The organism is Clostridioides sp. LIBA-6822, from assembly GCF_056688955.1.
This window is the reverse complement of the sequence record NZ_CP196995.1, coordinates 3,010,240-3,035,589: the sequence shown is the minus strand read 5'-3', so window position 1 is coordinate 3,035,589 and position 25,350 is coordinate 3,010,240. Positions and strand designations below refer to the sequence as shown.

Genomic DNA, 25,350 nt, shown 5'->3' with positions numbered 1-25,350 from the left:
TTATTTAATTACTATTGTTTGTACTTTACAATGTGCTAAAGAATTTATTTCTACAGTTTTTACATTTACTTCACACTTATTAGTGTTATCATAGCTTTCATCCAGCATTGCACTATAAACACTAGTAATATTTCTATTAATATTAAAACTTCCCTTAGTATCTTTATTTTTCATACCATTGAAGATTCTAATTACAATTCCATCTCCATTTTCTTCTTTCTTTATTGCACTTACAGTAAAATCTGAACCATCTACATTCATCAAACTGTATTCATTTTCATATATTTGTTTTTCATCTCTAAATGCAAATATAAGTCTACCATTTAAGAAGTCTGCATACTCATATATTTGTATAGGTGTTAAGAATCTCTTGGCAGTATTAGCTACATTTGCTTCATCAAACTGACTATTGTAAATGTAAAGACCAAAGTCAAAGTTTAATTTTTTAAGTAATTGCGCATCTGGTGTTGGTATTATTTTTTCGCCAGAAGCTCTGCCTGGTCTATAAAGTAAGTTTTCTCTTCCCATATATCCAAATGACCTGAATAATGTTAATGCTATTGTATCTAGGTTAACACCAACTATTTGATATTCTCTTACACTCTCAGTCAATAATGCTACCCCTCTTTGCCCATCCTCTAGAGTAACAAAACTTTGCATTGGTTCAATAGTTATGGGTTTTTCTTGCCATGATTGATTATCTCTTTCCCATAATGCAATATCTTCTTCTAATACTGTTGGTCTTTGTATTATTCCAAACTGTTGATCTGCTATAGAAAACTTAGACGCTATTTCAGTATTAAATAAAACTCTTACTCTATGAGATAATGCTCTGTCATTTTTTATATTAACGTTAAACTTAATTATTTGTTCTTTAGGCTCTAATGTAATTTTCATTTTTATAGGCATTTTTACAGAAACTTTACCTTTAGCTCTTTCTTCTAGTGAAGCTGGTATCATTAATGAATATTTAAGTATCATTTCTTCCTGAACATCTGACTTTAGTACTTCTACTAAAGATACAGAATCTAAAGACGATATATAAATATCTTCTCTTGGTGGAGAGTAGTTATATGAATCTCCATCATCTCCATTATCTTCAATTACAGCTTGGTTTTTGTAAATTTTATTAGATTCTTTGTCTAGTATTTCTACTGAACCATTTTCATTGGCAGTTATTTTGTAGTATTTATTTTCTATTTCTTTGGAATTACTTATTTTTATTTCAAAGTGATTTTTAGTATCTAGTTCAAATACTAACTGAGTATATCCCATTGGTGGTATATCTTTTACTGAAAGAGCAATTTTTGCTCTATATACAGTTTCTGGTATGTATATTTTTTTGCTTGGATTTAATCTTATTGTTTGAGTTAGTACATAATCTGTAATATCTTCTTTTTCCTTTACTACATAATTAAGAATTTCTCCGTTTTTATTCTTTATTACAAAGTTTTCACCTGGAATATAAGCATCAAATTCAACAACTTCGTTTCTAACTTCTGGCAATCCGTTGAATATTGTTAATGTTATTTCTTCATTATTATTTTTGATTTGAGTGCTTATAAGCCTCATATGCAAATCTAATAAATTTATACTTAAATCTCTAGCTTGTTTGTATCTTGTGTATACATCTTCATTTGTTGTGTCACTATTGCAAGAACCAATACTATCATGAGCTGCATTTTCAAACATAAGCTTCCATATATCCTTTAGAACAAGGTGAGGGTATTCATTTCCAAGTGAATAACTTAATGTTAATAATGGCTCAAGTACATTTGTAATATAGTTTTCTAATTTGTTATTCATAATCTTAAGGTCTGACCTTGATGAGAATATTGATTTGTGTATTCTCATATGTTTAGCATTTACAAATTCTCCTTCAAGTTCTGAAAATTCATTTCTCTCATTTCTCACTGATGTAATATAGTTTTCTATACTACTTATTTCATAGTCATTTTCTACATCTATTTTATTAGCTTTTTTCAATATCTCAGGAAGATTTTTTCTTATTGGTGCTTGGTCAAATCCATTTGGGAAATACACATTGTTAGTAGATGCTTTATTCTTAAGTTTTCCAATTGTATCTTTTAAGTATTCTTTTAAATCAGAATCATCTTCTGGTATATTACCACCATAATAATAACCAAATGGTATCTGAACTGCTAATACTTTTGAACCATCTGAACCCTTCCACATAAATTCTGTTGTTTTTACCATATCATCAGAAACTCCACGCCAGAATAATGAACTATCTATTCCAAAACCTTTATATATCTGTGGCATTTGGGCTGATTGACCAAAAGAATCTGGTACATATCCAATTTTCATAGGTTTACCAAATTCATTACATCTCTCTATTCCATAATAAAGGTTTCTAACTATGGATTCTCCTGATATGACTAATTGGTCTGTTTGAGTGTACCAAGGTCCTATAATTAACTTTTTTCTTTGAACTAAGTTTCTTATTCTATCTTCATCTTGAGGTCTCCACTTTAAATAGTCATCCAAGAGAGAAGCTTGTGCATCCATCATAAAATATTTAAAGTCTTCTTGTTTTTCTAATGTATCTAGGATATCTTGAAAATCTTTCATTAGATATATTTTTGATCGTGATGTTGTAAAATACCACTCTCTATCCCAGTGACTATGTGGAACTACATGTACTTTTGTCTTTTTCATAAAACCCTCCCAAAATTTAATTGAGAATTGAGGTTAATCTCAATTCTCGATTACTTAAAATTAAGCTGTTGACTTACATTATATCCAATTCTATTTCATCAAATTCTGTATCTTCATCAGTTTCTTCTTCTTTAAAATCCACTAAAGTTGTTGATAATACTGCTATTACTAAAGCACCAAATATTGCACCAACTAAGTAAGCCCATCCAGAACCTACTGATATAAATCCATATAATCCACCAACTGGAGGCATTATAGCATGTGCACCTAATAAAGCTGCTAATCCTACACCTAAAGCACACCCTATCATATTAACAGGAACTAATTTTAAGGGATTTGTTAAAGTGAAGGGGATTGCACCTTCTGTTATTCCGATTATACCCATAACTATATTACCTTTTCCTGTTTCAGCTAATGTCTTAGAGAATCTTGATTTTCTTACAAATGTAGCTAAACCATATCCTAATGGAGGTATAACTATTGCACAGTTTACTAATATTGCTGGTAAATAGATACCTTCTAACATTAACGCATTTCCTGCCATCCAAGCTGCTTTGTTTACTGGTCCACCCAAATCAAATCCTATCATTGCTCCTAAAATTAAAGCTAATACTACCGAATTTGTTCCGTTTTGACACATTTCAGCTACCCAAGCATTTAATGAAGTATTTATATTTCCTAAAGGTCCTGCTAAGATAACACTCATTAAAAAGCCAGTTAATCCAACTGTGATAAGTGGCATTATGATAAGTGGCATCATTCCTGCTGCGGAACCAGATATTTTAATTTTTTCCTTTAAAAATTTACAAACATAACCAGCGAAGAAACCTGCTATTACTGCTCCTAAGAATCCTGCATTGGTATTACTTGCTATAAGCCCACCAATAAAACCTGCTCCTATAGCTGGTTTTTCACCTATTGAAAATGCTATAAATCCTGCTAATACAGTATTTAGTAGACCTATGCCAGTCCAACCAACTTGTTCCATTAAATAAAGCGTATGATAGAATCCTGATACATCAGCATAAGCATCTAAACTTGTTATTCCCATTGCTAAAGCTGTAAGCTTTGGTATAGCCACAACTAAAGATGAGCCTATTATAAGTGGTAATATATATGAAATTCCTGTCATTAAGTGACCTTTGAGTTCACTTAGAAGAGATTTATTTTTTTTACTCATTTTTAATTCCTCCTATATAAGTTTGTTATATTTTTTGATAATATGTTATAATTACATTAGACAATTTTTTATTTTTTTATTTTTCTCATTCTATATTAGGGTGAGATTTTTTTATTAAGAGATAGCTTCTATACACTTTGTTAAAACAGCTTCTGGTTTTTTTAAAGCAACACCTATTTTAACTTTTATTACTTTTTTACCATCAAACCTTTCCATTCCAGATATAGTTTGGTCAGATGCTATAAGTACGAAGTCTGCACTTTTGGCTTCTTCTTTTGTTATAGCATTTACTTGACCCATAGCCCCTTGTTGTTCTACTTTGATTTCATGACCCATTTTTGAGGCAGCTTGTTCTAAAGCCTTTGCTGCCATTGGTGTGTGTGCTAACCCTGCTATACATGATGTTATTGCTACTATTTTCATAATTATTCCTCCTTCATTTTATTAGTTATATATTTTACTAAATGATTTACATCACTAGCATTTTTAACTTCACTTGTAAAATCATCTTCCATTAGACATGTAGCTAATTTTGATAAAGTTTTCAAATGTATATTTCCTTCGTTTTCTTGTGGAGCTAGTAAGCTAAATACATATCTAACTTTACTATCATCTAAGGTTTTCCATTCTAATTCTTGATTTGTTTTAATATAGAGTATAGATGCTTCCTTTACATTTGCACTTTTTGTGTGGGGGATTGCAAATCCATCCCGTATTCCTGTTGGAAATTCATTTTCTCTCTTCAAAAGGTCTTCCAAAAGAGCATCTTTATTAGATGTAATACCTAAACTATAAGCACTCTTTGCAATAAAGTTTAATACTTCTTCTTTACTTTTTAAGTCTTTATCTATAAATATATTTTTTTCTTGTATTACCATATATTTTCCCACTCCATTTCTTAATGTCTTAACTTATATTTCTATTGTAAACGCTATCTTGATTAAATTAAACATAACTAATTTCCACTTCGACATGGAAATTTATATTATGATAATAACTAATTTCCACTTTAAACTGGAAATTAATTATTATCATACAATTTTATTAGACTAATTGTATAATAGGAATGTAAATAGTATAATTTTAGAAGAAATTCTATAAGGGGAGGGGAATACTTATGCATAAGAGATTACTCACTTTGTTTAAATTATTAAATGAAAGTGATGATAAAATCACTTGTAAAGCTTTAAGTAATCATTTAAAAGTGAGTGAAAGAACTATAAGAACTGATATTACTTCTATAAATGAAACTTTAGAGAAAAATGGTGCTATCATTAAAATAAAAAAAGGGGAAGGTTATTATATAGATATTCTGAATTTAGGATTATACCAACAATATTTAGCAGTAATATCTGATGATATTATGGATTCTAGCGAAATACCAGACTCTCCTATGGAAAGAAATCAATATATTTTAAAATATATTCTTTATAACAATACATATATAAAACTAGAAGATTTAGCTAATAGCTTGTATGTAAGTAAGGTCACAATATTAAATGATATAAAAAGGATAAAGCCTATTTTGTCAAAATATGATTTAATACTAGTTTCAAAACCATACTATGGAGTGAAAGTTGAAGGGAAAGAAATAGATATTCGAAGATGTATTTCTAATAATATAATAAATCGAGATTTTGAGAATTATATAATTGGAATTACAGATAGAGAAATAGAATTATTTAATAATGTAGATTTAATAGAGCTACAAAAAATAGTATTACGTGAAATCAATAAATTTAATATCAATTTCCTAGATTTTAACTTAAAAAACTTTATTATTCATTTAGCGATTACTATAAGTAGAATACTTGATGGTTACTGTTTAGATAATATATTAGACATTGTTTTAACAGACTTTGAATTAAATATTGCTGTCGAAAATATATTTGATTATATTGAGACTAAATATAATATAACTATTTTAAAGGCAGATAGGATTTATCTATACAATCATTTTATATCTAAAAGTTATCCTGTAGATACCGTTTCCAAGGGGGTAGACACTAAGATTATAGAATATGTTGAAGAACTTTTAGATGTAATCAACAATCAATATACCTTTGATCTTAGAGATGATAATGTATTATTTAATGATTTAGTACTCCACTTTAAATCTATCTTAAATTCTAAATCATATAATTTAAATAAGGTTAATCCTCTTATAAATACAATAAAAAGCAATTATCCTTTAGCATTTGAAATAACTTTAAATGCTATAGAAAAAGTTTTTAAAAAGAGTATTTACTCTTTAACAGAAGATGAAGTAGGATATGTATCCCTTCACATAGGTGCTGGAATTGAGAGATTTTTTCAAAATAATATTAAATGTAAAAATGTAGTATTAGTATGTGGTTCAGGATATGGTTCAAGTAGATTATTAGAGGTTCAACTAAATAAAGTTTTCCATGAAAAAATAAATATACTTAAGTGTTTATCTTTTAATCAATTTTTGGCGAGTGAATTATCAAATGTAGATATAATAATATCAACTATTCCTTTAAGCCATAGTAGTATACCTGTTGTATTAGTAGATTTAAAACTACTAAAAAAAGATATTGAGAATATATCTAAATCAATAACTAATGATTCTCATACTTATAGTAATCTTTTGGAGAATTTTTTTGATAAAAATTTATTTATTGTTGCTCCTAAAGTTAAGGACAAGGATGAACTTATAAATTTAATGTGTAATCAATTAACTAAAAATGAAATTGTATTTCCATCATTTACAGAATCCGTATTTTATAGAGAAAGCTTGTCCTCTACGAATATAGATGACTTTTTAGCAATACCTCATCCTATGGAATTAAGTTCTATAAAAACCAAGATTTGTATTTCTATACTAGAAGAACCAATTTATTGGAACAAAGATTCTACTGTTAAGTTAGTTATAATGTTAGCTATAAATAAAGATGATTATATAAAAATGAACTCCATTTATGACATCTTTTTAAAGATAATTAATGATAGCGATATTAGAAATAATATATCTAACTGTAATAATTTTGAGAATTTTATTTCTATAATCAAATCTATAATATAGGCTTTTATAGTACATAAGCTTTATAAAAATTCAATAAAATATTTTTTATTAATTAAGTATAAATAAACGTAAGTAATGGATTTGCATATTGTTGTATATTGATGTACAGTTATTAAATAATAAGTCTCAAGTTTACTTAAACTTGAGACTTATTATTTTGTGTTATTTATTTTTTGTATATATTACTATAGCATCTCTCAAAAACTTTGCTAGCCCTGGTTGTTCTTTATCATAGTATGATGTAAAACGTTCATCACATACATACATCTGTGCTAAAGAGGCATGGGCTTCCTTAGAATATGTATTCCAAGTGTAACTCAGCCATTTATGATGTAATCTTGCAACTTCTTGAGAAAGTTCATTGGAAGCATCACCAGTTTTAAAAGCTTTTTTAAGTTTGCTAATTATTTCAATACTTAGATTTTGCCAATCTTCATAATCTTCTTTAGACATATTTTTAAGCTTTTTATTTGATGTATCTACAGCATCTTTACCATATTTTTCTCTAATTTCAGTTCCGTAATTTTTTTCATTTTCATAAATCAATTTTTCTTTAAAACCCTCAAATTTTTCTATATCTGTCATAGTACATTTTTCCTCCTTTAGAGCTATAGTTTTGGTTACATTCTCTATTAGCAAATCAATTTGTTTTCTTTTAGCTAGTAACTTAGTATGATGTTCTTTTAACGCACTTAGACTATCAAAAGTTGGTGAATTTACAATGCTTTTTATATTTTCTAAGCTAATCCCTAATTCTCTATAAAAAAGTATCTGTTGCAGTTTATTAACTTCATTTTGACCGTATATACGATAGCCTGAGGAATTTATTTTAAGCGGTTTAAGAAGCTCAATTTCATCATAGTATCTAAGTGTTCTAGTGCTTATACCAGCTATTTTACTTAATTTTTGAACTGTATATTCCATGAGTAGTACCTCCTATAAATTAAATATACACTTTTACGTAACGTCAATGTCAATATATTAAAATATAAAAATTTATATCTTTTAATAAAAATATAAAAAAATATCTTTACTGGATATTTTACACACAAGTGTCAATACTCACTAGTGAAAATTAAAAAATAAAATTTATAGATTTTCTCTATTAAAATATAGAGAGTCCGTAAAATAGGAGGAACTGTATGAATTTAAAAAGAAGCAACGAAAAACGAGAAGAGTATAGAAAAATGTATTCAGATAAAGAAAGTTTTTTAAGTTTGATTCAAAATTTTACAAGTGTCTCAATAGCAAAAGAATTAACTCTTAAAAATATAGAGTTAGAAACATCTTTTATATGTGAATATAAAGGAAAGGAAGTTGATATAATTTATAAGGTCTTTTCTAAAAAACATAAGGTATCACATTATATAGTATTGGAGTTTCAAACAGAAATGGATACTGATATTGTACCAAGATTAAAATCATATAGAGAGCAAATTTGGAAAAGCTTTATCATGAAAAAGAGCCTTGAGGAAATAGAAGATAAAAATTTTAAACTTCCTAAAGTCATACCAGTGGTTTTATATAGCGGACCTGAAAGATTAAGTAGAAAAAGAGGTATTTTAGATATGATAGAATCTATATCAGAAGAGAGTAATAATTCTAGTATAAAAAATTAAAATTACATATTATGTTTGTTGGTCTAAAATGGAAAACTATCGCATAAACTTGAATATGAAAATATTTATAGATACAAGTTCTATGTGGAGGTGTTCCATGAGAAATAACAAGTCTAAGGTATTGCTAGGAATACTATGTCTGGCAACAGGAATGGCTGTAATTTTGTCAATGTTGCTTCCTGGCTGGATTTGGTCAGCACTTACCGCATTAATACTTATTGGATGTGGAGCATTATTATTTTTTTGTTAAAATAATTTTAACTATAAAGTGTGGGGTGAGTATTGATGAAAGTAGTAACAATAAAGTTACCAAAATGGATTTCAAATATAATCTTAAAATTCATGAGAAAGAGTAAAAATGATTAAATTAAAAAGCCTACTTACGGAAGTAGGCTTTTAAACGTGGTTACTAAGCTCTTTCAATTTTACCAGAACGTAAACATCTAGTACAAACTTTTACTCTCTTAGGAGCTCCATCTATAATCGCTCTTACGCTTCTTAAGTTAGCTGACCATGTTCTTTTATTATGTTTATTTGAGTGTGATACTTGGTTTCCAGAAACCTTACCTTTACCACATACGCTACATACTTTTGCCATCTACGCACACCTCCTTAAAATGATAACTATTTAAAGACTAAAAACATATTTATATTATCATAAATAACAAAAATTTGCAATAGAAATATATATTTGCCTTACACATATTGAAGAATTTCTTATTATCATATAAAATTATATATATAATTCTATATAAAGTAAATATATTTGGAAAATAATTATTATTTTTCTTTCAATATATATACTATAGAAGAAATTTTATCCAAAAAATTTTCTAGGTTTAAATTATACCATATTTATAGTATGATATGATTATAATTTTATATAATAAATAAGTAAAAATAGTAAAAAATAAATTAAGAAATATTTTTAATAAAAATAAGCTTAAGGGGGTCAACCATGAGTGCAAAGGTAACGAATCAATATGGAAGTATAGAAATAGATAATCAAGTAATAGCTCAAGTCATATATAGAGCTGCCATGGAAAGTTATGGTTTAGTAGGTTTAGCATATAAATCTAAAGGAATAGTAGAGTTATTGAAAGGCGAAAATGCTACGAAAGGTGTTAGAGTTGAAGAAGTTGAAGAAGATGCCATAGCAATAGAACTTTATGTTATAATACAATATGGTACAAATATATCTACTGTTGCCAATAATATAATAGATAGAGTAAAATACGTAGTTGAAAAAATGACTGGTGTAAGAGTCACTAGAATTGATATTAATGTACAAGGAATAAGAGTTAAGTAATTTCATAGGAGGAAACAAATGATTCAGTATATAGATGGTAAAAGGTTAAGAGAGATGTTTATTTCAGGTGCAAACAATCTCCAAAACAATAAAGATTTGGTTGACAAGTTAAATGTATTCCCTGTACCAGATGGAGATACAGGAACTAATATGTCATTAACTATATCTTATGCCTTAAAAGAATTAGCAAAAGTGGAAACTGATAACATATCGGACATAGGAAAGGCATTATCTAAAGGTTCTTTAATGGGAGCTAGAGGAAACTCAGGAGTTATACTTTCACAAATAATAAGAGGTATAGCTAAATCTATAGAAGGAAAAAGTAAATTATCAACAGATGATTTAGCAAAAGCTTTCAAAAATGGCTCAGATACAGCATATAAAGCTGTCATAAAGCCAATTGAAGGTACTATACTTACTGTAGTTAGAGAAAGTGGAGAATTTGCAATAAAAGCTGCCAAAAAAGAAAAAGATATAGTAAAGTTTTTAAGTATGCTTGTAAAGGAATCTAATGCTTCATTAGAAAGAACTCCAGACCTTCTAAAAAATCTAAGAGATGCTGGTGTAGTTGACTCTGGTGGAAAAGGTCTTGTACTTATATACGAAGGAATGTTAGCTTCTATAAAGGGAAATAATATAGAAATAAAAAATGCTAGCTTGGATGTTAATACTTCAGCGAGTATGGACTTTGCAAAGAGTACTACTAGTACAGAGGATATAAAATACTGTTACTGTACAGAATTTATACTAGAAAGTTCTAAGGTAGAAGACACTAAAATAAGAGATATAATGATGGCTTATGGTGATAGCTTAGCAGTAGTTGGAGACGATGGAGTCATAAAGGTACATGTACACACTAATGACCCAGGAAATGTGATTCAGGAAGCTCTAAAGTATGGTCAATTATTAACTATAAAAATAGAAAACATGAAGTTACAACATGAAAACACATTATTAGATGTAGAAGATAAGAAAGAAAAAGAAGATGAGCCTTTAGAAGAAGAAAAAGAGTTTGGATTTATAGCTACTTCTATGGGTGAAGGATTGGCAAATATATTTAAAGACTTTGGAGTTGACCATATAATAGAAGGTGGTCAAACGATGAATCCAAGCACAGAAGACTTTATGAATGCCATAAAGAATATAAATGCCAAAAATATATTTATTTTCCCAAATAACAGTAATATAATAATGGCTGCTAATCAAGCTAAAGAATTGAGTGAGAAAAACATAATAGTTATACCTACAAAAAACACACCTCAAGGATTTGCTGCATTAGTAACATTTAATGGAGAGTTAAGTGAAGATGAGAATAAAGAAGCTATGATGAATGCTTTAAATTCAGTTAAATCAGGTCAAGTAACTTTTGCTGTTAGGGATACAGTAATGAATGAAATTGATGTTAAAGAAGGTAATATAATTGGAATTGCAGAAGGAAATTTATTATCAGCAGGAGATTATGTAGATGAAGTAACATCAAACCTTATTGAAAAGTTGGTTGATGAAGATACTGCTATAATAACATTATTCTTTGGTGAAGATGTTACAGAATCTCAAGCAAATGAACTACGTACTTCTTTAGAAGAAAAGTTTGAAGATGTAGATGTAGAATTATATTATGGAGGACAACCTCTTTATTATTACTTAATTTCAGTTGAATAATGATTATAAGAACCTGTATGACCAAGTAGCTTTTATAAAGTTGGTTGTACAGGATTTTTGTGTAGTAGGTGATATATTTGTTGGATTTATATAAAGATGTTCAATATGTTAAAGGAATAGGACCGAAAAAGGCAGATAAGCTAAATAAGTTGGGAATATTTACCTTAAAAGACTTATTGTATTATTTTCCAAGGCAATTTGAAGATAGAAATAATCTAAAGAAAATAGCACAATTAGAGGATGATGAGAAAGTTACAATAAAAGCAGTAATATCGAGTATAAATACGTTTAGTCCCAAAGAAGGTATGACTTTAACAAAAATTGATGTAAAGGATGAGACTGGCTCAGCTAAATTAGTGTTTTTTAATAAGAGTTATATAAAAAATACATTTCGCCCAGGTGATTCGATATTAGTTTTTGGTAAGGTTAAGAAGAAATTTAATAGTTTAGAACTTACATCATGTGAGTTAGAATATCTTACTAATTCGCCTAAGAATACATGTAGATTTATGCCTGTGTACCAGCTTACATATGGTGTTACAAATAAAGAAATTATGAGTATAATTAGAACAGTACTTGAAGATAAAGAGCTAATTATACAAGAATATATGCCAAAGAGAATTATAGAAAAATATAGGCTATGCAATATAGATTTTGCGGTTAGAAATATACATTCACCAAGCAATAAAGAATCGTTAAAAATAGCTTTATATAGAATTGTATTTGAAGAATTACTCATACTACAGCTAGGCTTGTTTGTGTTTAAAAGTGGAAGAAATAAAGAAGATGGAATAAAATTTGAAATCAGTAAAGATTTAAAAAATATAACGAGTGCGTTACCATTTAAATTGACTAAAGCTCAAAATAGAGCATTGGATGAAATTATACAAGATATGAATTCTGATAAAATAATGAATAGACTAGTTCAAGGTGACGTAGGGAGTGGTAAGACAGTAGTAGCACTTTTAGCACTTGCAAATTGCGTTTTAAATGGATATCAAGGAGCTTTGATGGCACCAACAGAGATATTAGCAGGACAACACTATATTTCCCTTACGGAGTCCCTGAAAGATTTTGGCATAAATGTAGGTTTATTGATAGGTAGCCTTACAAAAAAACAAAAGGATACAGTTTTAGAACAAATCAAAAACAATGAAATTGATATATTGATAGGAACACATGCACTAATAGAAGACAAGGTTGAATTTAATAATATTGGTTTAGTTATAACGGATGAGCAACATAGATTTGGAGTTATGCAAAGAAGTAAACTTTCCATGAAAGGTGCAAATCCCGATATATTAGTAATGACAGCAACACCAATACCAAGAACCTTAGCACTTATACTTTATGGAGATTTAGATATTTCTATTATAGATGAACTTCCTCCAGGAAGACAGCCAATAGAAACACTTGCCATTGAGAAGAGTAAGAGGGATAGAGCGTACAACAATCTTGTAAGAAGAGAGGTTGAATCAGGGAGACAGGTGTATATTGTATGTCCTCTGGTGGAAGAAAGTGAAGCTATAGAAGCTAAATCAGCTGTTGAACTTGTAGAGGAATTAAGAGCTGAATATTTCCAAGATTTAAGGCTTGGATTGCTTCATGGTAAAATGAAGTCGAGTGAAAAAGACGAAGTAATGGGTCGTTTTAAAAATAAAGAAATAGATATTTTAGTTTCAACAACAGTTATAGAAGTTGGTGTTAATGTGCCAAATGCGACATTAATGATAATAGAAAATGCAGAGAGATTTGGGCTTGCACAATTACATCAGCTCAGAGGTCGAGTTGGAAGAGGAAGTCATAAATCTTATTGTGTACTAATTTATGATTCTAAAACAGATGTATGCAGACAGCGAATGGCTATAATGGAAGAGACAAATGATGGTTTTAAGATTTCAGAGAAAGATTTAGAAATAAGAGGTCCTGGAGAATTTTTTGGGACAAGGCAACATGGGCTTCCAGAACTTAAGGTAGCAAACCTGTTTAAGCATATAAAAATATTAAAGTTAGCACAGCAAGAAGCTCGATATATATTAGGTGAAGATAATAATCTACAATTGAAAGAAAACATGCCACTTAAAAAAGAAATTATAGATAAATTCAAAGATATAGTGAAAGAAATTTCATTAAATTAATTTTAAATTATGTTAAAATATTATTAATGTAATAATGTGCTGAAGGGAGATTGTCATATTGAGAGTAATTTCAGGAAAAGCGAGAGGATTAAAACTAAATACTCCAAAAAATGAAGATGTAAGGCCAACTACAGATAGAGTAAAAGAATCTCTATTTAATATAATAAATTCATATGTAATGGAAAGTGAAGTTCTAGATTTATTTGCTGGGACTGGTTCTTTAGGAATAGAGTGTTTATCTAGAGGTGCCAAGGCATGTACTTTTGTAGATATCAGTAAGGAAAGTATAGATATTGTTAAGTCTAATATAAAAAAGGCAAGAGTTGAAAATGAAAGTATTATTCTAAACCTCGATTTTAAATCTGCTGTAGATAAACTTAAGTTACAAAATAGTAAATTTGACATAATTTTTATGGACCCTCCGTATTATAAAAATATGTTTATAGAAGCTATTGAAAAAATTGATAATTCTAATTTGTTGAATGAAGATGGAATAATAGTTGTAGAACATGATACTAATGATTTGTTTCCAGATAAAATATGTAAATTAGAAAAAACTAGAGATAAGAAATATGGAAATACTACATTAACTTTTTATAAGATGGAGGCATAATATGGAAAATAAACCTAGAAAAGCTATATTTGCAGGAAGCTTTGACCCAATTACTAATGGACATTTAGATATTATTTGCAGGGCTTCGAAGTTATTTGACGAATTACAAATAGGAGTATTAAATAATCCTAATAAAAAGGGTCTATTTAGCTTTGATGAGAGAGTAAAGCTTATAGAAAAAAGTACAAGCCATTTAAATAATATAAAAGTTGTAACTTTTAATGGTTTATTAATAAATTACTGTCAAGAAAATGGGATTGGAGCATTAGTTAGAGGTGTAAGAAGTGGTGCTGATGTTGATTATGAACTTCAAATGGCTCATATGAATAGAGAACTTAATCCAGATATAGAGACTATAATTTTACCAAGCTGTACAAAATACTCATTTATAAGCTCATCTTTAATAAAAGAGGTTTTGCTCTTTGATGCTGATATAAAAAATTTGGTTCCAAAGATTGTTTTGGAAGAATTAAAGAAAAAAACTACTGGGGGTAATTGATATATGAAGATAGATTTAGAAATGATTGAACTATTTGAACAGTTAGAGGAGATGTTTAGAAGTGCCTCTACAATTCCTTTCTCACATAAATGTACTGTAGATAAAGACGAAGTTTTGGCTATAATTAACGATATAAGAACTTTGATACCAGAGGAAGTAACACAAGCAGTATGGATTAATAAAGAAAGAAATAAAATAATAAGCCAAGCTAAGCAAGATGCTGCAAATATAGTTGAACAAGCAAAAAAAGAAGCTGAAAGAATACAACAAGAATATCATGAGAATATAGAAGAATTAAAGAAAAATTCTGAAGATGTGGTAAAAGCATACGTAGAATCAAGTGAACCTGTTGTTCAAGCAGACCAAAGAGCTAAGGAGATAGTTGATAGAGCTGAAAGAATAGCAAATGAGATAAGAATTGGGTCAATTGAGTATGCAGAAGATGTGCTTTCTAGTGTTGAGTACAATTTGAAGGAAATATTAGAAGAAGTAAAAAGAGATAAGAATGAACTTAGACCTAAAAAATAAATTTTAAGTTAATAGAATGGGGCTGTCGTACAAATGATTTTAAATGATTTGCGATAGCTCTTTTTTATTAGCATTTATTTTAGAACAGAGTTAAAATGTGCAAAAGTATAAAATAATATTAAATCATGTGCAATTATTTGGTATGGAATTATATATAGAAAATATAGATAATAAAATTAAGGAGGTAGTATGAAAGAGAGGGCTAAAAAAATATTAGGTTTTATTATTAAAAACAATAATGTAACATCACAAGAATTACAAGAAAAGTTTAATGTATCAAAGAGAACTATTTATTATGATATCTTAGCTATAAATGAACAACTAGGAAAAAATGGTAATATAAAAAATATAAAACATAAATTTACATTTGAAGGGAACTTAGTTAATGCAAGAAAAATAATTTCAACCGAAGAAGATAAATTTTTAGATAGTGACTATAGAAAAATTTTTATATTAAACAAAATATTACTTGGTGAAAAAATATCAATAGAAAAACTAACAAATGAAATGTTACTTTCAAAAAACACAGTAGTGCAAACAATAACAGATGTAAAAAAATACCTTCAAACAATGGGATTGAAATTAGAGTACAATGGAAAATACAAAATTATAGGTGATGAATACGTTATTAGAGAACTATTTTTATTACTTACACAAGAAAATGTACTAGAAATTAATTGTATAAGTAAGGAAGTAACTAGATTTGATACAAAAGGATGTATAAACCTTACAGATTACTCTTTATTAAATCTAACTAAGTTTACAGAATTTGTAAATAAAAGAATAAGAGATGGGAAAACATTATACTCATATAAATATCTAAATGAAGCCAAAAAAATTGCTTATTTTAATAATTGTAAAGACCTTTTATGTGAAGAAGCAAATGAAAATGAACAGGCCTATATGTGTACTTATGTAAGTTCACTTCCTAGTTTAAATAATGAAGTTAAGGAAGATATTGTTGAAGAATATGTAGATAAACTTATAGACAAGTTTGAAGTAAATACAGCAATAAAATTAGAAAGTAAGCATGAATTTAAAAAAAATATTTTAAGGCACCTACATTCTTCTTACAACAGAATAAGATTTAAGTTTCCTATTAGCAATCCTATGCTAGATGAGACTAAGTATAAACATGAGTCACTTTATAAAATTATAAAATCAATTATAGAGAATGAAGAAGAGTTTCCTGTATTTGAGGGGATAAGGGAAGAAGAAATAGGATTTATAGCAGCCTATTTTGGTGGATACTTAAGAGGTTCTAGAGATAATGGTCTAAGAAGAAATAAAGTCTTGCTAGTTTGTCCTAATGGTCTTATGGTATCAAAAAGCTTGGAAATACAGTTATACAAATATATACCAACTATAGAAATAGTGGGAATAGTGTCCATTAAGCAATTAAAAGAAGTAAAAGTATACTACGATTACATAATTACGACCATAGATATACAAGATGTAAGTAATGTAATAGTTGTAAATCCCCTTTTAACAGCATCAGATATTCAATTACTTATGAACAAACTAACAAGTGTAAAAGAAAATGATAAATATTTCAATCTTGAACTAATAATACAGGCTATAAGAAAAAATGGAGTTATTAATAATGAAGAAGCACTAAAGTCTGATTTATTAAACATAATACACAAGATAGATGAAGGAGAGATATATCAACCAATGTTAAAGGAATTAATTAATGAAGAAAGAGTCAACATAATAAGTAGCGTTAAAGATTGGAAGGAGGCAATAAAAATAGCATCAAAGCCTTTATTGGAAGATAACTCTATAGAAGAGTTATATATAGAAAATATGATAAAATCAGTTGAAAAATATGGACCTTATATTGTTTTAGCTGATAGATTTGCTCTACCACATGCAAGTTCTAAAGAAGGGGTAAACAAGCTTGCCATGTCTTTACTTATAGTGGAAGAGGAAGTTGACTTATTAGGAAAGCCAGTAAACATATTCATGGTATTAGCTGCCATAGATAATACTACTCACATTAGAGCATTGGCATCATTATCAGAGATGATGTATGAAGAAGAAAATATAAAGTTGATACTTAACAGTGATAAAAGTTCAATACTAGAACTTATAAATAGACAAAATTAGGAGGAATGAAAAATGAAAATATTAGCAGTATGTGGATTTGGTGTAGGCTCATCAATGGTATTAAAAATGACAATACAAAAGGTTCTAAAACAGTTAGATATAGAGGGGGAAGTAGAAAATACAGACATAAACTCAGCTAGAGGAACTGATTGTGACTGTATATTTACAAGTCAAGAACTATTAAACGAATTAAAAGGAACTTGCAATGTACCAGTATATCCTGTTAAGAAGTATATGGACTTATCAGAAGTTAAAGAAGTTGTTCAAGCTTTCTTAAATGATAAGAAATAGTGTAAATCTTCAAAAGTAAATTTAAAATAAGTAACAAAAAATAAAAGATTATTAAAAGTAAAAGTAGTAATAAGGGGAGGAGGAATTTAGTGTTAGAAAACTTAAATAGTTGACCTATCACTAAAAAAATATAATGCTTGATTTTATTTCAAATAATATTTTACGTAATCCATCTATGTTAATTGGATTGATAGCAGCATTTGGTCTTATATTACAGAAAAAGAAAGCATCGGATGTTATAAAAGGGTCATTACTTGCAGCTTTCGGAATCATAATTATGGAGACTGGAACAGGTATGTTAGTTAGCTCAATAGCACCAATTAATGGAGCTTTCCAAAGTATAAGTGGTGGTGCAGTAACAAAAGGTTTAAGTGATGTTACTTTTACTGCAAGTTATGGAGGTATTATAGGTTTAGCCATGTTTGTAGGTCTAGCTCTTCACTTAATGATAGCGAGGTTTACACCTATTAAGACTATCTTTTTAACAGGCCACATGCTTTACTGGTTCCCATTTATATTTGTAGCATCAGGAGTTGAAGCGGGATTAAGTGGTGGAGTATTAATCGCTTTTGCAGCAGTATTATCAGCTCTTTATTGGTCAATAATGCCATGGTTATTAAGAAAGTATGTATTTGATGTTATTGGAGACGAATCGTTTACACTAGGTCATCCATCGGGTTGTTTAGCACTTATATCTGGATTTATTGCAAAGTTAGTAGGAAATAAAGAAAAATCTACAGAAGATATAAACATACCTCAAAGTATATCATTCTTTAGAGAAATATCTATAAGTGGAGGAATGGCAGTGTTTCTAATGTTTATAGTTGTTGGAATAGTGATACCAGATGCGTTTAAAGATACTAATGAGTTTATTGGAACATATGCAATAAAACAAGGTCTTTCTTTTGGGGCAGGTCTTATAATAATGCTTCATGGTGTAAGAATGTTAATAAATCAAATAATGCCAGCATTCCAAGGTATATCAGAAAAAGTTGTACCAAATGCACTACCAGCTTTTGATTGTCCAATATTATTTAACTATAAGCCTAATGCTGTATTAATAGGATTCTTAGTTGCTATGTTAACATCTACAGCTATGATTTTAATATGTAACTACTTTAATGTATTTAATATGTTACTTATACCACTTGTTATAACTTCATTCTTTGAATGTGGAGCAGCAGCTGTAATAGGAGAATCTCAAGGTGGTATACGTGGAGCTATAATAGGTACAGCTGTAGCTGCAATATTTATGGTAGCTTTAGTAGGAATATCTGCTGTAATTTACTCAGGGACTATTCAAAACTGGATACTAATATTTGGAGGTAACGACCTTTCTCTATTTGGAATAATCAGTAAGTTTATAGGTTCATTACTTGGAGGAGTATTATAGATATGGAATTTAAATACATAAATGAGATAAAAAGATTAATCAATATAATTGAAAATGAAGAAAAAGCTAATATGGAAAAAGCAGTACAAATACTTGTTGAAGCAATAGAAAATAAAAAAGCAATATTTTCTTTTGGTGCTTCACATGCAGGAATACTAACAGAAGAATTGTTCTACAGAGCAGGTGGGTGTGTTCTTATAAATCCGGTATTTGCAAAATCCTTAATGCTAGATACATCACCTATAACTCATACTAGTAAGATGGAAAGATTAGAAGGATATGGCTCAGCGTTATCTAGTAAGACTCCAATTAAAGAAGGAGATGTAGTTATAGTTCACTCGGTATCTGGTAGAAATCCAGTAAGTATAGAATTTGCTATAGAGGCTAAAGAAAAGAATGCAATAGTAATATGTATAACTAATTTAAGTTACTCAAAGAGCGTATCTTCAAGGCATTCTTCAGGAAAAAATCTTTATGAAGTATGTGATTTGGTGATAGATAATCACGGTAAAAAGGGAGATGCCTGTGTAGAAATAGATGGTCTAAATCAAAGAGTTAGTCCAACTTCTACTGTAATTGCAACTACTATAATGAATTCTATTATAGCTCAAATTACACAAGAGTTAGTTGATAGAGGATTAAAGAATCCACCAATTTTTTATAGTGCAAATATAGATGGTGGAGATGAATTAAATAAGAAGATTTTTGAGGAGTATAAAAGTGTAATTCACTATGAGTATTAAGGTGAATAATATGTTTTAATAAATTCTAAAGTATTATAACAATATAAATAAGTAGTATAAAATAAAGAGGATGTCTCAAAATAGAGATAAGCCTCTTTTTATTGTTGAAATAATAAAAAGATATTTGATTTCATGCAAAAAAGAGTGCTTCATGAACTAAAAAATTCATTTTGAGACACTTCCTTTATTGTTGAGTAATGGTATTAAATGAAGATAAAACCTTATTTACTGACTGATTAGATATGGTAAAATATTATTTTTGGAATTTTAGAAAACGTTGTCATAGAAAAAAACTATAATAAAAAAAAATGCATAGAAAAAACTGATTAGACAATAAATACATGCTTTGATAATATTTTAAATGGAATAAAAATATGTAGAATTATAATGAAAAAGAAAATAAGATGGAGGGAATAAGAGTGGGTATGTTAAAAAAATTATGTTCACTAGCTATGGTGGCAATTATGACTACAACACTTATAACAGGGTGTTCAAGCGGAAATGGAAAAGATTCAAAAAAGGATGGAGAAAAAGAAAAGCTAGTTCTTTGGATGCCACCAGTAGAAGACAATATGAAGGAAGTTTGGGACCCTATTTTAGATAAATTTGAGGAAAAGAATAACTGTGAAGTAGATTTGCAGATAATTCCTTGGGAGAATTATTCTGAAAAATTTGCAACAGCTATAAGTGCTGATGAAGGTCCAGATGTAGGATACATGTATGCAGAAATGTATCCACAGTTTATACAAAGTGGAGCAGTAGAAGATTTGACTAATTATGCAACTAAAGAAGATAAGGAACAATCTATTTATATAAAGACATCTGAAATGATGGGTGGAATGTATGGAATGCCATTCCAAGCAGCAAATCCAGGTGTACTGTATTATAACAAGGATATTTTAGAAAAAATAGGAGAAAAACCTCCTAAAACATGGGAAGATTTTAAAAGAATCTGTAAAAAAGCAACACAAGATACTGATGGTGATGGAAAGATAGACCAATGGGGATTGGCTCAAGGATGGGGAGCTAAAACTTTCGGTAACTTAAATTGGAACTGGTACCCTTATTTATGGCAAGCTGGTGGAGATATATATAATGATGATTTAAAATCAGTTAAGTTTAATAATAAAAATGGTTTAGAAGCAGCGAATTTCTTAAAAGAATTACAAGCATATGTGCCTGAAGATTCTTTATCTAAAGATAGTAATGAAATAATAGAAAGTGTATTTGGACCAGGAAAAGCAGCATTTACAGTAATGCTATCTTCTGCTGCAACAAGTGTATTTGATAAATCATTCCCAGATTTAAATTGGGGATTTGTAACTGGGTTAGAGGATAAGAAAGCTGCGACTTTTGGAGCAGTAGACCATCTATCTTTAATGTCATCAGCAAAAAATAAAGAACTTGCATATAAACTAATACAGCACATGTTAAGTGTTGAATCAATGACAGAATTCCATAAAGCAATACCAAGAGCACCAATAACAAAAGGTGAACCATATCAAGGTGATGAAAGATTCAAAGAAATGGTTGAAAATGACAAGGATATATATAGACCATTGGTTGTAGGACCTCATGGAGTTGAAATATATGAATATTTATGGAAAGAACTTCAAACAATGATTTCAGGTGATAAAACGCCAAAACAAGCATTAGATGATGCTGCAAAATATTCAAATGATTTATTAGCACAATAAAAGTTTACGGCTGTAAGACGTTTCATAGTATCTTGCAGAATAAAATTAGCATTGTATCATAAGTACAATGCTAATATTTATATTGGAGAGGATAAAATGGAAAACTTAGTTAGGGATTTTGAAGCAAATTCAAAAAAGAAAAAAACAAGATTAAATATTAAACCATATATTTATATATTGCCATTAGGTATAATTCTAGTAGCATTTTATGTAATACCAATAATAATGTCAATATATTTTAGTTTTACAAAGTACAATATTATTAGTCCAGCTACTTTTATAGGTTTAGAAAACTATAAAAAATTATTTACAGATGAAACACTAAAAGTATCTATTATAAATACAATTAAATTTACTCTTATTGTAGTACCTTGCCAAACTATTTTATCATTGGTTTTGGCAGTTTGGATTACTGGAAAGGGAAATAGTAAAATAGCTTCATTTGCTAAAGGTGCGATATTTATACCAGTATTATCATCTATGGTTTTGATAGGTATGGTATGGAGAGCTTTACTAAATGGAGAAGGTTCAATTGTATATCAAGTATTAGGTGCTTTTGGAATAGAGTCATCTAAACTTTTAGGAGATAGTAAGACTGCACTACCTACACTTATGTTTATATCTATGTGGAAAAATATAGGTTATTTTATGGTAATTTATATTTCAGGGATAATGAATTTGCCAAAACATTGTTATGAAGTGGCAAAGGTCGATGGAGCCACAAAACTTCAAGAATTTATGAAAATAACGGTTCCTTTATTAAAACCAACAACAATAATGGTTGTGTTTTTAGGTACTATATGGTCATTACAGGTATTTGACTTAATCTATACTGTAACTGGTGGAGGACCAGGTATATCTACTATGAGTATAGTTATGCATGCTTTTAATTTAAACTTTAAAAATTTTAATTCTGGATATGCAATGACTGTAGCAAATGTATTATTCTTGTTGATAGCTGTAGTCTCTATTTTTCAGAATAAATTTGTAAAACGAGATAGTTCAGATATTTAGAAAGGTAGGTACAAGATGAAAACGACAAGAAGATTATTGAGTGATGGTTTGCTATTATTTATAGCATGTGCCAGCTTAGTACCTTTTATATACATGTTGATAATATCCTTAAAGGTAACATATAATTCATATAATTTAGATATATCTTTTTCAACAGTAACCCTTCAAAACTATATAGATATATTTACTAAAAAAGGATTTGCACAATACTTTTTAAATACAGCTATAGTATCCTTCTCAGGTGTATTATTAAATTTGGTATTTAGCACATTGGCAGGATATTCTTTTGCAAAGATGGATTTTAAAGGTAGTGATAAATTATTTTTATTTATGATAATGACTTTAATTATACCATCTCAAGTTACAATGATACCACTTTATATAATAATGAAACATTTAGGGTGGATAAATAGTTACCTTGCACTTATTATGCCAATACCAACTGCATTTGGTGTATTTATAATGAGACAAGCTATTTTAGGAGTTCCAAAAGAGCTACTGGAGTCAGCAAAAATAGATGGTTGTTCAGACCTTAGGATTTTAATACAAATAGTGTTGCCTCTAATCAAGCCAGCATTAATTACACTAGCAATATTTACTTTTATGGGAGCATGGAATGAATTTATGTGGCCTCTTATAGCGACAACTAAAGATACAATGAGAACATTGACAGTTGGATTGTCTACTCTTAAGACTTTCCAGATAACAAACTATGGGCAAATGATGGCAGGTGCAACAATAACATTTTTACCACCATTTATTTTCTATTTGATTTTACAGAGTAAATTTGTGGAAGGGGTATCTTTGTCTGGAATAAAGGGTTAGTTACTTTAATTTAAAAAATATAGGGCAGAATTATGTAGATATGGAGGAGTTTAAAATATGGAGATTTCATATGTATTGAAGGATTGTACATTTAAACACAATAAATATTCAGTTATAGAGGATGATACTTGGGAACATAAAGACTTAAACATTGTAGTAGCTAAGGGAGAGAAGTTTGCTTTTCAAATTATGCTAAAAGCAACAGAAGAATTTAATTGTACAATTGATGCAAGTAGTGCTATATCATGGAAAGGTCTTGGAAATAGAGTAAGACTTGGATTAAATGTACCTAATGAATTAGAAAATGATTTTAGTATCAATATAATGGGGTATGTTCAAGACGATACAAAAGCATTTGTAAATGATGCTATTTTGAGAGATAAAGATGTATTGGTAGAACAACATTTACCTCAAATGTTTTGGGTTGAAGGTCAAGCACCTGAGGACTTTATAGAAAATAGCTTTAATATAGGTATTGATGTATTCAAAAGTTTTGGGTATGAAGATGAAGAGAGAGTTTGCACAATTAATGTTCCTGTGGAAGTAAAAAATGTTGTATTAAAGCCTTTGGATGAAAGTAGATTCTTTTTAGATTTATGGCAACATCCAAGTTGTTTAGCTAGAATGTATAAGGTTGAACTATGGTCTGATATACATTTTGAAATAATTGATAATTATTTAAAAGAATTAGCTTCTTTAGGAGAAAAAGTTACAACGGTTATAGTTTCAGATTATCCATGGGCAGGACAAAGTTGTTACAAAGTTTATAAAAATCCATCAAACTTATATGAATACAATATGGTAAGTGTTTCAAAAGGTCTAGATGGAAAGATTAAGTGCAATTTTGAAAGTATGGACAGATATATAGATATAGCTAATAAACATAAAATGGCTCAGGAGATAGATTTATTTGGTTTGTTGGGTAATTGGTGTGCTGGTGAGTTTGGAAACCCTATAGAAGGATATAAAGACCCTATAAGAGTAAGATATTATGATGAAAATGACAAAGTATTTAAGTTTATAAATAATACAAAAGATTTAAAAGAATATATAGGACTAGTTTTAAATCATTTAATAGAAAATGGATTATGGGATAGAGTTAGAATTATAGCTGATGAACCAAATAATCCAGAAGTAGTGAAAGAGTGTATCGAGTTTATAAACTCCACTATAGGAGAGCATGGAGTTAAGTACAAGTCAGCAACACATGACCAAAACTTTTTAGATAGAGGTCAAGACGAAGTTGATGATATGTCAATAAACTTAAAGCTTACTATTCAAAATTATAAGGATATAGATAAGTTAAAGAAAAAGATTAATGACAAGGGCGGAATATTGACTTGGTTTGTATGCTGTTTTCCAGAGAAGCCAAATAGTTTTATAAGTTCTCCTTTTGTTGAAAATAGAATAATAGGATGGTATACTTATTATTTTGGTCTTGATGGATTTTTAAGATGGGACTACAATTTATGGACGGAAGACCCTTGGAAAGATGCAAGTTACAAATTCCCTATTTGGAAGGCTGGAGATATGTTCTTTGTTTATCCTGGAAAAGATTTAAAGCCAGTTAGAAGTGTTAGAATGGAGAATTTAAGATTTGGAATACAGGATTTTGAGTTATTTACTATGCTAGAAAAAGAAAAGGGCAGAGAGTATATAGAAGTTGAACTTATGCAAGAACTATTAAATAAAAAAGAAAATGCTGAAATTAAAGGCTTTGGAAATATAGAACTTGGATATTCACTTGATAATTGTGGATACAATAAAGTTAAAAAACAAGTACTGGATTTATTAGAAGGATTATAAAAAATATAAGGGGGTGTCTCAAAATGAATTATTTAGTTCATGAGGCACTCTTTTTTGTATGAAATCAAATATATTTTTATTATTTCAACAATGAAAAATAGGTCTATCTCTGTCTTGAGACAGCCCCTTTAGTTTTTCAAGTTGTATTTAATATCTTCAAATTATATTCAAGACAGAACCTATAAATAACAATAATTAG

At 28.9% G+C, this 25,350-nt stretch carries 23 protein-coding genes; 17 read left to right on the top strand and 6 right to left on the bottom strand.

Annotated features, from left to right (window positions below; genetic code table 11):
- From mngB to ACTG48_RS14720, 4 genes are all read right to left on the bottom strand, one after another.
- Positions 1-2,679, bottom strand: a complete 2,679-nt coding sequence (mngB, locus tag ACTG48_RS14735) for a mannosylglycerate hydrolase (protein ID WP_479917248.1) — start codon at positions 2,677-2,679, stop codon at positions 1-3.
- A 73-nt stretch (positions 2,680-2,752) separates the two neighbouring features.
- Entirely contained in the window at positions 2,753-3,859 is a 1,107-nt protein-coding gene (locus ACTG48_RS14730; RefSeq protein ID WP_021385439.1) for a PTS fructose transporter subunit IIC, read from the bottom strand.
- 114 nt (positions 3,860-3,973) lie between these two features.
- Entirely contained in the window at positions 3,974-4,282 is a 309-nt protein-coding gene (locus tag ACTG48_RS14725; protein ID WP_021385450.1) for a PTS fructose transporter subunit IIB, read from the bottom strand.
- Between the two features lie 2 nt (positions 4,283-4,284).
- Entirely contained in the window at positions 4,285-4,737 is a 453-nt protein-coding gene (locus ACTG48_RS14720; protein WP_479917247.1) for a PTS sugar transporter subunit IIA, read from the bottom strand.
- Positions 4,738-4,976: 239 nt separating this feature from the next.
- Between ACTG48_RS14720 and ACTG48_RS14715 the strand changes: the two genes are divergently transcribed.
- Complete coding sequence (locus tag ACTG48_RS14715) at positions 4,977-6,905, top strand: BglG family transcription antiterminator (RefSeq protein ID WP_479917246.1); 1,929 nt, start codon at positions 4,977-4,979, stop codon at positions 6,903-6,905.
- 162 nt (positions 6,906-7,067) lie between these two features.
- On the opposite strand, the gene ACTG48_RS14710 is transcribed toward ACTG48_RS14715, so the two are convergent.
- Complete coding sequence (locus tag ACTG48_RS14710; RefSeq protein ID WP_479917245.1) at positions 7,068-7,829, bottom strand: MerR family transcriptional regulator; 762 nt, start codon at positions 7,827-7,829, stop codon at positions 7,068-7,070.
- Positions 7,830-8,047: 218 nt separating this feature from the next.
- Here ACTG48_RS14710 and ACTG48_RS14705 point away from each other — a divergent pair, with 218 nt between their 5' ends.
- Complete coding sequence (locus ACTG48_RS14705) at positions 8,048-8,524, top strand: Rpn family recombination-promoting nuclease/putative transposase (RefSeq protein ID WP_021385456.1); 477 nt, start codon at positions 8,048-8,050, stop codon at positions 8,522-8,524.
- Positions 8,525-8,621: 97 nt separating this feature from the next.
- Positions 8,622-8,774: a hypothetical protein gene (locus ACTG48_RS14700; RefSeq protein ID WP_009893656.1), complete on the top strand. Its 153-nt coding sequence runs from the start codon at positions 8,622-8,624 to the stop codon at positions 8,772-8,774.
- A 159-nt stretch (positions 8,775-8,933) separates the two neighbouring features.
- On the opposite strand, the gene rpmB is transcribed toward ACTG48_RS14700, so the two are convergent.
- The gene (gene rpmB, locus ACTG48_RS14695) at positions 8,934-9,122 is read right to left on the bottom strand and encodes a 50S ribosomal protein L28 (protein WP_003416297.1); all 189 of its coding nucleotides are present in this window, start codon (positions 9,120-9,122) and stop codon (positions 8,934-8,936) included.
- Positions 9,123-9,482: 360 nt separating this feature from the next.
- On the opposite strand from rpmB, the gene ACTG48_RS14690 reads away from it, so the two are divergent.
- From ACTG48_RS14690 to ACTG48_RS14625, 14 genes are all read left to right on the top strand, one after another.
- Entirely contained in the window at positions 9,483-9,833 is a 351-nt protein-coding gene (locus ACTG48_RS14690) for an Asp23/Gls24 family envelope stress response protein (protein WP_021385398.1), read from the top strand.
- A gap of 18 nt (positions 9,834-9,851) precedes the next feature.
- The gene (locus ACTG48_RS14685) at positions 9,852-11,495 is read left to right on the top strand and encodes a DAK2 domain-containing protein (RefSeq protein WP_479917244.1); all 1,644 of its coding nucleotides are present in this window, start codon (positions 9,852-9,854) and stop codon (positions 11,493-11,495) included.
- Positions 11,496-11,575: 80 nt separating this feature from the next.
- A complete protein-coding gene (gene recG, locus ACTG48_RS14680) occupies positions 11,576-13,633 on the top strand; it encodes an ATP-dependent DNA helicase RecG (protein ID WP_021385455.1) in 2,058 nt (685 codons plus the stop codon).
- 58 nt (positions 13,634-13,691) lie between these two features.
- Positions 13,692-14,246, top strand: coding sequence for a 16S rRNA (guanine(966)-N(2))-methyltransferase RsmD (rsmD, locus tag ACTG48_RS14675; RefSeq protein ID WP_021385565.1), 555 nt, complete (start codon positions 13,692-13,694; stop codon positions 14,244-14,246).
- 1 nt (position 14,247) lies between these two features.
- Positions 14,248-14,745, top strand: coding sequence for a pantetheine-phosphate adenylyltransferase (coaD, locus tag ACTG48_RS14670; protein WP_021385493.1), 498 nt, complete (start codon positions 14,248-14,250; stop codon positions 14,743-14,745).
- A 3-nt stretch (positions 14,746-14,748) separates the two neighbouring features.
- Positions 14,749-15,273 (top strand): hypothetical protein, encoded by a 525-nt coding sequence (locus ACTG48_RS14665; protein ID WP_021385431.1) that lies wholly within the window; start codon positions 14,749-14,751, stop codon positions 15,271-15,273.
- Between the two features lie 189 nt (positions 15,274-15,462).
- Entirely contained in the window at positions 15,463-17,382 is a 1,920-nt protein-coding gene (locus ACTG48_RS14660; protein WP_479917243.1) for a BglG family transcription antiterminator, read from the top strand.
- A 12-nt stretch (positions 17,383-17,394) separates the two neighbouring features.
- Positions 17,395-17,673, top strand: a complete 279-nt coding sequence (locus ACTG48_RS14655; RefSeq protein ID WP_021385399.1) for a PTS sugar transporter subunit IIB — start codon at positions 17,395-17,397, stop codon at positions 17,671-17,673.
- 133 nt (positions 17,674-17,806) lie between these two features.
- Complete coding sequence (locus ACTG48_RS14650) at positions 17,807-19,066, top strand: PTS ascorbate transporter subunit IIC (RefSeq protein ID WP_479917242.1); 1,260 nt, start codon at positions 17,807-17,809, stop codon at positions 19,064-19,066.
- A 2-nt stretch (positions 19,067-19,068) separates the two neighbouring features.
- A complete protein-coding gene (locus tag ACTG48_RS14645; protein ID WP_479917241.1) occupies positions 19,069-19,809 on the top strand; it encodes an SIS domain-containing protein in 741 nt (246 codons plus the stop codon).
- A gap of 404 nt (positions 19,810-20,213) precedes the next feature.
- A complete protein-coding gene (locus tag ACTG48_RS14640; RefSeq protein ID WP_479917240.1) occupies positions 20,214-21,506 on the top strand; it encodes an ABC transporter substrate-binding protein in 1,293 nt (430 codons plus the stop codon).
- 96 nt (positions 21,507-21,602) lie between these two features.
- Positions 21,603-22,520, top strand: a complete 918-nt coding sequence (locus tag ACTG48_RS14635; RefSeq protein WP_021385409.1) for a carbohydrate ABC transporter permease — start codon at positions 21,603-21,605, stop codon at positions 22,518-22,520.
- A 15-nt stretch (positions 22,521-22,535) separates the two neighbouring features.
- Positions 22,536-23,345 (top strand): carbohydrate ABC transporter permease, encoded by an 810-nt coding sequence (locus ACTG48_RS14630; RefSeq protein WP_021385501.1) that lies wholly within the window; start codon positions 22,536-22,538, stop codon positions 23,343-23,345.
- Positions 23,346-23,402: 57 nt separating this feature from the next.
- Positions 23,403-25,151 (top strand): DUF4091 domain-containing protein, encoded by a 1,749-nt coding sequence (locus tag ACTG48_RS14625; protein ID WP_479917239.1) that lies wholly within the window; start codon positions 23,403-23,405, stop codon positions 25,149-25,151.
- The last annotated feature ends 199 nt before the right edge of the window (positions 25,152-25,350 follow it).